Raw genomic sequence first — 1,657 nt, forward strand, 5'->3', positions numbered from 1 at the left:
GACAGATCCCGACGAGGACATCGTTCGAGTCAGTAGTTCTGAGGGTCATGATGATCGATGGGACGGTCAGTTCCTACTCTGCCAGCCAGTCCCAGACCAGCCACCATCAATACTCACAGTAGTTCTGATAATGGCTGGTCGCCTCGGTGAGCACCAGCCGCCATTCCGCCCTGGTCGACCGCCCCGCAGCTGCCCGGTCAGCCGTCTCTGAAGGACCGCCATGCATATGACGTCCACACACGAACCGAAGGCCTCGCCGAAGGTCCGGCTGATCATGCTCGCCTGCCTCATCCCGCTCATCGTCGTCACGATCGCCGGACTCTTCGTGCTGTGGCCGTCAGGACCTGACAAGGATCTGCCCGGTGGCGGACCGACGACGAACTCGGCCGAAGGGACCACCGATACGAAGGTCACCGTCACCGCCGTCGACGCTTCGGACTGCGACCCTGGGGAGACGGACCCGATGGTCCGCGCTGACTGCACGACGTACACCGTGGAGGCGAACGGGCAGGAAGGCAGCCTCTATGTCACCCCCGACGCGGTCAAGGCCGGCGTCGATGTCGGAGATACGATCAAGGCCCTCGACTTCACGCAGTCACCGGACCGGGCGGAGATGGGCACCGACTACGTGTTCATCGATTTCGACCGCAACGTCCCGATGCTCATCTTGGCGATCATCTACGCGATCGTCGTCCTCCTCGTCGCCGGTCTGAGGGGACTGCGCGCACTGATCGGACTCGGATTCGCCGGTGCCGTGCTGTTCGTCTTCATGCTGCCGGCGATGCTCGACGGCAAACCGCCGGTGCTGGTGGCGATGGTCTCGGCGAGCCTGATCATGGTCATCGCGCTCTACCTGGCGCACGGAGTCTCGACGCGGACGTCAACGGCGCTGTTCGGAACGGTGCTCGGCATCGTCATCACGGGCATCCTCGGTGCGTGGATGACGTCCTGGGCGAATCTGGGCATCGCCTATTCGGAGGACGGTTATCTGCTGGTCGATACGACCGATCTGGGGATGACCGACATCATCGTGTGCGCGATCCTCATCACCGGGCTCGGAGTGCTCAACGATGTCACGATCACGCAGGCCTCGGCGGTGTGGGAGCTGGCAGCCGCTGCCCCGGAGATGAAGCCCGGTCAGCTGTTCTCCCGGGCGATGCGCATCGGGCGCGACCATATCGCCTCGACCGTCTACACGATCACGTTCGCGTATGTGGGATCGGCGCTGATGACGCTCATCATCGTCTCCGCGCACGATCAGCCGCTGTTCGACACGTTCACACTCGGGGACATGTCGGTGGAAGTGGTGAGCATCCTCGTGTGCTCGATCGGTCTGGTCATCGCGATTCCGCTGACGACCGGACTCGGTGTCCTCGTGGTGAAATCGGGAGTACGCCCACCGAGGCGGCCCACCGGACCCGCGGCTGCGCCCGGCACGATCACGGCTGCGGACCTCACCGAGGAGCGGCCGCCGATGACCCGTCGCGAGGCCCGTGAACGCGACCAGAACCGCTGAACTTCGCCCCGGAACTACCTGACGGCTGTGAGTCTTGGTAGTGGCTGGTCTGGGACCGGCTGGCAGAGTAGGTGTTGGCCTCTCCATCCCGTGATCGTGACTCAACCTGGCGGTGACCCACCCCCTTTTGGTGGTGTCTTC

The 1,657-nt window shown here is 63.9% G+C and carries 1 protein-coding gene; it reads left to right on the forward strand.

The features are described from left to right. Positions 1–226 precede the first annotated feature (226 nt). Complete coding sequence (locus BI49514_RS16150) at positions 227–1,516, forward strand: YibE/F family protein (RefSeq protein ID WP_167443949.1); 1,290 nt, start codon at positions 227–229, stop codon at positions 1,514–1,516. The last annotated feature ends 141 nt before the right edge of the window (positions 1,517–1,657 follow it).

Origin of the sequence: Brevibacterium iodinum ATCC 49514 (assembly GCF_900169265.1) — a bacterium.
Lineage (GTDB): Bacteria > Actinomycetota > Actinomycetes > Actinomycetales > Brevibacteriaceae > Brevibacterium > Brevibacterium iodinum.